Raw genomic sequence first — 7,110 nt, forward strand, 5'->3', positions numbered from 1 at the left:
TCTGCACAAGCGCGGTGATGCAATCGCTGTAGGAGCGAGCTTGCTCGCGATGCAGTCGACGCGGTGTGTCTGCACAAGCGCGGTGATGCAATCGCGAGCAAGCTGAAGTGGTCAAGTAATCTTGGACACCGATTAAGGTTTCACGCCGCCAACTTCTCCCTGGCGACTGGTGACCGATAGTCGTTGTAGCTATGCGGCCTGGTGATGTTGTAGCGCGATACATAGCGCTGCACATCCACTCGGGCCTCATGTTCCGATCCGTAGCCTACTTCTGGCACCCACTCTGATTTCAAACTTCCAAAGAAACGCTCCATCGGAGCGTTGTCCCAGCATTCGCCTTTACGGCTCATGCTCTGCCGGAGTCCATGTTCCAGCAGTTCATTTCTGAATTTATGGCTGGTGTACTGGGCGAATTCAACCGGTCGTCGCAACACCTTTGACCGAGGTGTTTATGGGACGACCCGCAGGATGGATGCAAAAATTAACGGGCCGGGGAGCGATGCGTTCTCCAGGTGCGCCGTCACTTCGTAATGAGATCGAGCGGCTGTTCTGGGTGCAGATCGCGACCGGCATCACAAGCGAAAAAGCAGCACAAGCCGTTGGCGTATCAACAGCGGTAGGCACACGCTGGTTCCGTCATCGGGGCGGGATGCCATTATTCATGTCGAACCACATTTCAGGACGGTACTTATCGTTCGCAGAGCGAGAAGAGATTGGGCTGCTTCGGGCGCAAAGTGTTGGTGTTCGTGAGATTGCCCGTCGCCTTGGACGAAGCCCATCGACAATTTCACGGGAGCTGACACGTAATGCTGCAACTCGTGGCGGTCGGCTTGAATATCGAGCTTCAGTTGCGCAATGGAAGGCAGAACTAGTTGCCAAGAGACCGAAGCCAGCGAAACTGGTCACTAATCCGCGATTGCATCAATACATACGAGACCGTCTTGAGGGTAAAGTTAAAGACGCTGATGGCCGTGAGATTGCTGGGCCTCGACAAGCACCCTTCAAAGGCCGAAATAAACCACATCGCAGTGACCGTAAATGGGTCAATGGCTGGTCGCCCGAACAGATTACCAACCGACTCAAGATCGATTTTCCGGACGATGAATCCATGCGCATCTCTCACGAAGCCATATATCAGGCGCTCTACATTCAGGGTCGAGGAGCTCTCAAACGCGAACTGGTGAGCTGTCTGCGCTCAGGGCGAGCATTGCGCGTGCCGAGAGCTAGAGCGCAAGCCAAAGCATGGGCACACGTCAGCGAGGATGTCATGATCTCCAGTCGCCCTGCTGAGGTAGAGGGCCGGGCTGTACCCGGGCATTGGGAGGGCGACCTGATCATTGGTCTGAACCGTTCTGCGATTGGAACGCTGGTCGAACGCTCAACTCGATTCACCATGCTCGTCCATCTGCCTCGCGAGAAAGGTTATGGGCTAATTCCCCGGACGAAGAACGGCCCGGCGCTGGCTGGATACGGGGCTGTTAGTATGGCCAACGCATTGAAGAAAACAGTGACTGATCTTCCCATCGAGCTGTGGAGATCTTTGACCTGGGATCGTGGGAAGGAGCTGTCGGATCACGCTCGATTTACCATCGAGTCCGGAGTGAAGGTCTTCTTTGCTGACCCTCATAGTCCATGGCAGCGCGGTACAAACGAGAATACGAACGGCCTTCTACGGCAATACTTCCCAAAAGGTACCGATCTGTCTCGCTGGAGTGCGCATGAGATCCAAGCCGTGGCTAATGTGCTGAACACGCGGCCCCGGAAAACACTCGGCTGGAAGACACCTGCCGAAGCACTGAATGAGTATCTAAAATCAGTCCAACAATCCAGTGTTGCGACGACCGGTTGAATTCGCCCTGGCAACCTTGGTCGGAGTGAAACAGTACGTCTTTTGGGCGACCGCGTAGCTCAATAGCCATCCGCAGGGCTTCGCAGGTCAGCGTGGCATCGGAGATCATCGAAAATGACCAGCCCACGATCCGACGAGCGAACAAGTCCAGAACTGCCGCGAAATACAGCCAGCGATGGCCGACTTTGATGTACGTCACGTCCCCACACCACACCACACCTGATTGACCGCCGTAACATCAAATTTGCGTTTGAGCACATGCGGTGCCACCAAAGCTTCCACACCGGGTGACTTGTACTTATGGCGCCGGCGTTGACGGCTGACAATGCCTGCTTCTCGCATCAAGCTGCGAGCCATGAACCGCCCGACATCATGCCCGCCGGCTTGCAGCTGTTTAGCCAAGGTACGAGCGCCCGCAGACTCTCTCGACGCCCTGTGGTGCTTGACCAGCATAGCCTTGAGCTTCTCTCGCTCAGGGCTCACTTTGCCTTGGCGCTGACGCCATGCGTAAAAGCTACTGCGGTTTATTCCGAACACACGACAGCAATCATTAACGCCGTACTGCTCGCCCAGCTCATAGATCAACGAGAGTGATCTTTGGCGTCCAAAAGCAGGAGAGCACTGGCCTTTTTTAGGATTTCGATGTCCCGGTCTCTTTGCCTGAGCATGGCTTTAAGTTCCTGGATCTCTCGCTGATCCGCGGTAATCGCCTTGGCTCCCACCGGAGTCGAGCCCAAGCGCTCCTTGCGAACCTGATCGACCCAGCGGCGCAAGGCCGTAGGGCCAATATCCAAACTGGCACAGACCTCGGGAACCGACTGCCCCTCGTCCAGCACCATGCTGGCAGCCTTGAGTTTGAACTCACTTGAATAAGATTTACGCATATCCAAACACCTCAGATTTGGGCGCCATCATAGCGCCCGATTGAGGTGTCCAAAATCATTAGGCCACTTCAAGCTCGCTCCTACAGGTGCTTGCACCGCTCAAAATCAGGTAACCCAAAACCTGCTCGCGATGCAAACGACGCGGTGTGTCTGCACAAGCGCGGTGATGCAATCGCTGTAGGAGCGAGCTTGCTCGCGATGCAGACGACGCGGCGTGTCTGCACAAGCGCGGTGATGCAATCGCTGTAGGAGCGAGCTTGCTCGCGATGCAAACGACGCGGTGTGTCTGCACAAGCGCGGTGATGCAATCGCTGTAGGAGCGAGCTTGCTCGCGATGCAGGCGACGCGGTTTATCTGCACACACGCGGTGATGCAATCGCAGGCAAGCCCCCACAAATGCCTGCACCGCTCAAAATCAGGCAACCCAAAACCTGCTCGCGATGCAAGCGGCGCGGTTCTTCACGCCAAACGAGCCATTTCTTCGGCGACGATCGCTACGGTTCGGCTGATCTGGGCTTCGGTGTGTTCGCTCGATACGAAGAAGCGCACTCGCGCCGCGTGTTCGGGCACTGCCGGGTAGAGGATCGGTTGGGCGTTGATGCCTCGTGCAAACAGGGCGCTGGACAGTCGACCCGCCTTGAATGAGCTACCCGTAATCACCGGGATCACGGCAAGCCCAGTGCTGGTGGCGGTGTCCAGTCCCGCCGCCTTGGCCAGCCGCAAGAATTGTTCGCCCCGTGCCTGTACGCTTTGCACCCGCTCTACGTCGCCAGCCAGGCAGCGCAAGGCTGCCAAGGCCGAGGCCGTGACGGAGGGCGGCATGCCTACGCTGTAAAGAAAACCCGGCGCCAGAAATTTCAGGTGTTCCACCAGTGCCGTGTTGCCCGCGATGTAGCCGCCACAACTGGCCAGGGTTTTGCTCAGGGTGCCCATCCAGATGTCGACGTCATCCCCAGCCAGGCCAAAGTGTTCTCGGATGCCTTTGCCCGTCGCCCCCATAACACCCAGCGAGTGCGCTTCGTCGACCATCAGGAAGACTTTGTGCTTGCGCTTGAGTTCGACGAATCGCGGCAAGTCCGGGTAGTCACCGTCCATGCTGTAGATGCCTTCGACCACCACCAGCACACGCTCAAAATGCTGACGCTGTTCTCCCAGGATGCGGTCCAGAGCTTGCCAGTCGTTGTGGGCGAAGCTCAAACGGCGAGCACCGGAGAGTTGGATACCCTGCAACACGCTGTTGTGGATCAGTTCGTCATGCAGTACGAGGTCGCGCGGGCCAAACAGGTAGCCGATGGTGGTGACGTTGGTGGCATGGCCACTGACGAACACTATCGCGTCGTCAACCTCGTAGAGGCTGGCCAGTTCACGCTCCAACTCACGGTGCAACGGGCGATCACCCGACACCGGGCGGCTGGCCGACACGGAGGTGCCGTAACGATCAATCGCGTCCTTGGCCGCCTGGGCCACAACCGGATGCCCGGAGTAGCCAAGGTAGTTGTAGCTGGCGAAGTTCACGTAGTCCTGGCCGTTGATCCGGGTTTCGGCACCCGCCAGCCCTTCGTGCAGACGAAAGAACGGGTTTTCCAGCCCCAGGCGTGCAGCGCTTTGCTGCATGACTTGCATCTGCTGGTAGCCAGGGTACTGATCAAATCGATAAAACGCTTCGGGTACTTTCAGCGCCGCCTGTTGCGCTTGCTCCAGGGTGGCGCTCGCCGCGCTGTCGCCCACCTCGCCGCGACGGCGTTCCAGCGCTTGCTGGATCAGCCGTTGCTTGATGCCGCCATTCAGGCCGCTGGGCGTTTTTACAGTGTTCTCACTCAAACAGGCATCACTCACTGAATCAAACGGTTAGGTGTTGCAGCGCTTTCGGCCAGTTTGACCATTTGTTCGCGAGTCAGTTCTGCGCCGTGGCGAGCCATGACACTTTCAGCTATAGCCGTTGGAGCTGACGATTCGTTGGCCGAGGCCTCTCCGCGCAGCAGGCTCAAGATGCGCACGCTGAGTTTGTCGATGCTGGAGCTCTCGCTGAGTTCCATCACCGGCAGACGAATGCCGAAGCGCTCTTCGAGTGCCACCACCAGCTCGACGCTCATGAGTGAGTCCAACCCCAGTTCTTGCAATGGCCGCTGGGCGTCCAGACGTGCCGCCGGCAAGCGCAGGATTTCGCATACTTCGTGTTTGAGCAATTCGACAAAGCGCTCAAGCAGTTGTTCGTCGTCCAGTTCTACGAGCATGCGCTGGATGTCTTCAGCGTCGTTGTCGTCTTCCTGATCGCCACCATGGGCGCGCACCAACTCAAGGAAGCGCGGGCTTGCGGCGCTCGGCAGGAAGCGCGACAAGGCCTTCCATTCCAGCTCCAGTACGCCGATGCCGTCAGTGCCGTTAATCAGCATCTGCTCCAGGTGCGACAAGGCGACGTCGGCGCGCAGTGCAGCTCCGCCCATGCGGCTTTGCAGGGCGTCTTTGATCTGCTCGTTGCGGGCCAGGAAGCCCACGTCGTCGATGGCACCCCACAGCACGGCAGTCGCCGCCAGCCTTTGGGCGCGGCGATGACGGGCCAGCGCTTCAAGCCAATGGTTGGCCGCCACGTAGTTGGCCTGCCCGGGGTTACCGAACAGGGTGGTGGCCGAGGAGAACATCACAAAGAAGTCCAGCACCAGATCACGTGTCAGTTGGTGCAGGTATTGCGCACCCTTGGCTTTGGGTTCCAGCACGCGTTGCATTTGCTCGGCGTCAAGGTTGCGGATCAGCCCGTCATCAATCACGGTAGCCGCGTGTACCAGCCCCCGCAGCGGGTATGGGCTGGCCGCGATGTGTTCAAATACGCCGCGCAGTTGTGCTTCATCGGTGATGTCGCACGCCAGCGCTTGTACGTCGATGCCTTGTGCGTGCCACACGGCAAGGCTCGGCTGGACTTCCAGACTCGCCGCGCCACGACGCCCCAGCAACACCAGGTGCTGCGCGCCTTTGTCTATCAGCCACTGCGCAGTACGCAGGCCAAAGCCGCCCACCCCGCCGGTGACCAGGTAGGTCGCATCGCCACTGAGGTGCAATGCGTTCACCGGTTGGGTACGGGTTTCCACCAGGTGCTCGATGGGGTTGCCATAGGTCACGACAATTTTGCCGATCTGACGCGCCTGCTGCATGTAGCGGAACGCTTCAACCACTTGGTTGGCGTCGAATTCGCGGAACGGCAGCGGGTGCAGAATGCCTTGTTCGAACAGCCCCATCATTTGCCCGAAGAGGCGACGGGTCAGGTCCGGGCGCTCGCTCATCAGTTGGTCGGCGTCGATGCCGAAATAGCTGATGTTGTTGCGGAACGGACGCAAACCAATACGGGTGTTCTGGTAGAAGTCGCGCTTGCCCAGCTCCAGGAAGCGGCCGAACGGTTTGAGCACGCGCAGGTTGCGGTTGATCGCTTCACCGGCCAGGGAGTTGAGCACCACATCGACGCCACGCCCGCCAGTCACGGCCAACACCTCGTCGGCATACGCCAGCGAACGCGAGTCGAAGATGTGTTCAACACCCAGCAAGCGCAGGAAATCGCGTTTTTCGTCACTGCCCGCAGTGGCGTAAATCTCGGCACCGCACCATTTGGCGATTTGAATCGCGGCAATGCCCACGCCACCCGCAGCGCCATGGATCAGCACTTTTTCACCCGGTTCCAGACGCGCCAAATGGTGCAACGCGTAGTACACGGTAAAGAACGTACTTGGAATGGTTGCCGCCGCTTCGAACGACATGCCGTCCGGGATTTTCGCCACGGCGTTGGCGTTGGTCACCAGGCGGTTGGCAAAGCTGCACGGGCCAAAGCCTACGACGCGGTCGCCAGGGGCAAAGTCGCCCAGGACGTCTGCGCCTTTGCCTTGCACAACGCCGGAAAACTCAAAGCCCAGGGTCGGGCCTGAGAAGCCGTTTTCGATGGCTTCGTCGGACAACAGCCCCAGCGCAAACATCACGTCACGGAAGTTGAGCCCAGTGGCGCGTACAGCAATGTCCAGCTCATCGGCTGCTGGCGCATTAAGGTCGCGCACTTCCCAACGCAGGTTGCGCAATTGACCCGGCAGGTCAAAGCCCAGGCTGATGCGAGCCGGGGCTGCGTCTACAGCGCGGGTCTGTTCTTGCAGTACCCGCAGGCGCGGCACATAGCGTTGACCGTCAGCGGTGATGGCCATTTCGGTTTCGGCATCGGCGTGCAGCAACGCGGGGATCAGGCTGACCAGCGGCGTCTTGAATGCCACGTCCAGCAGGCGGATGCGGCAACTGGCGGATTCGTTGGCCAGGGTCCGGGCAAAGCCCCAGAAGGCCGCGTCGGCAATCGCGTCGACGTCGGTGGCGGCTTCGGCACCGTACCAGTGACCGGCCGCGCCACGGCTG

General features: G+C 59.1%; 7 protein-coding genes. 1 reads left to right on the plus strand and 6 read right to left on the minus strand.

What is annotated here, in order from left to right; genetic code table 11:
• Nucleotides 1-140: 140 nt before the first annotated feature.
• On the minus strand, nt 141-434 hold the full coding sequence (locus GHO41_RS28030) for an integrase core domain-containing protein (protein WP_371929065.1): 294 nt from the start codon (nt 432-434) through the stop codon (nt 141-143).
• A gap of 38 nt (nt 435-472) precedes the next feature.
• On the opposite strand from GHO41_RS28030, the gene GHO41_RS28035 reads away from it, so the two are divergent.
• The gene (locus GHO41_RS28035) at nt 473-1,849 is read left to right on the plus strand and encodes an IS30 family transposase (protein WP_153435234.1); all 1,377 of its coding nucleotides are present in this window, start codon (nt 473-475) and stop codon (nt 1,847-1,849) included.
• Here the strand turns inward: GHO41_RS28035 and GHO41_RS30500 are convergent.
• The 5 genes from GHO41_RS30500 to GHO41_RS28050 form a co-directional block, all read right to left on the minus strand.
• Nucleotides 1,737-2,066: a DDE-type integrase/transposase/recombinase gene (locus tag GHO41_RS30500; protein WP_371929066.1), complete on the minus strand. Its 330-nt coding sequence runs from the start codon at nt 2,064-2,066 to the stop codon at nt 1,737-1,739. The two genes, GHO41_RS28035 and GHO41_RS30500, sit on opposite strands and share 113 nt — an antisense overlap.
• Nucleotides 2,045-2,386, minus strand: coding sequence for an IS3 family transposase (locus GHO41_RS30505; RefSeq protein ID WP_256678880.1), 342 nt, complete (start codon nt 2,384-2,386; stop codon nt 2,045-2,047). The genes GHO41_RS30500 and GHO41_RS30505 overlap by 22 nt, the downstream gene beginning before the upstream one ends.
• 44 nt (nt 2,387-2,430) lie before the next feature.
• Nucleotides 2,431-2,733 carry a transposase gene (locus GHO41_RS30510; protein WP_256678881.1) on the minus strand — a complete coding sequence of 101 codons (303 nt, stop codon included), beginning with the start codon at nt 2,731-2,733 and terminating at the stop codon, nt 2,431-2,433.
• Between the two features lie 459 nt (nt 2,734-3,192).
• Nucleotides 3,193-4,554 carry an aminotransferase class I/II-fold pyridoxal phosphate-dependent enzyme gene (locus tag GHO41_RS28045; RefSeq protein ID WP_153435235.1) on the minus strand — a complete coding sequence of 454 codons (1,362 nt, stop codon included), beginning with the start codon at nt 4,552-4,554 and terminating at the stop codon, nt 3,193-3,195.
• 11 nt (nt 4,555-4,565) lie between these two features.
• A partial coding sequence (locus GHO41_RS28050) for a type I polyketide synthase (protein WP_153435236.1) occupies nt 4,566-7,110 on the minus strand: 2,545 nt, incomplete at its 5' end.

Source organism: Pseudomonas sp. FSL R10-0399 (genome assembly GCF_009600165.1).
Taxonomy (GTDB): Bacteria; Pseudomonadota; Gammaproteobacteria; order Pseudomonadales; family Pseudomonadaceae; genus Aquipseudomonas; species Aquipseudomonas helleri.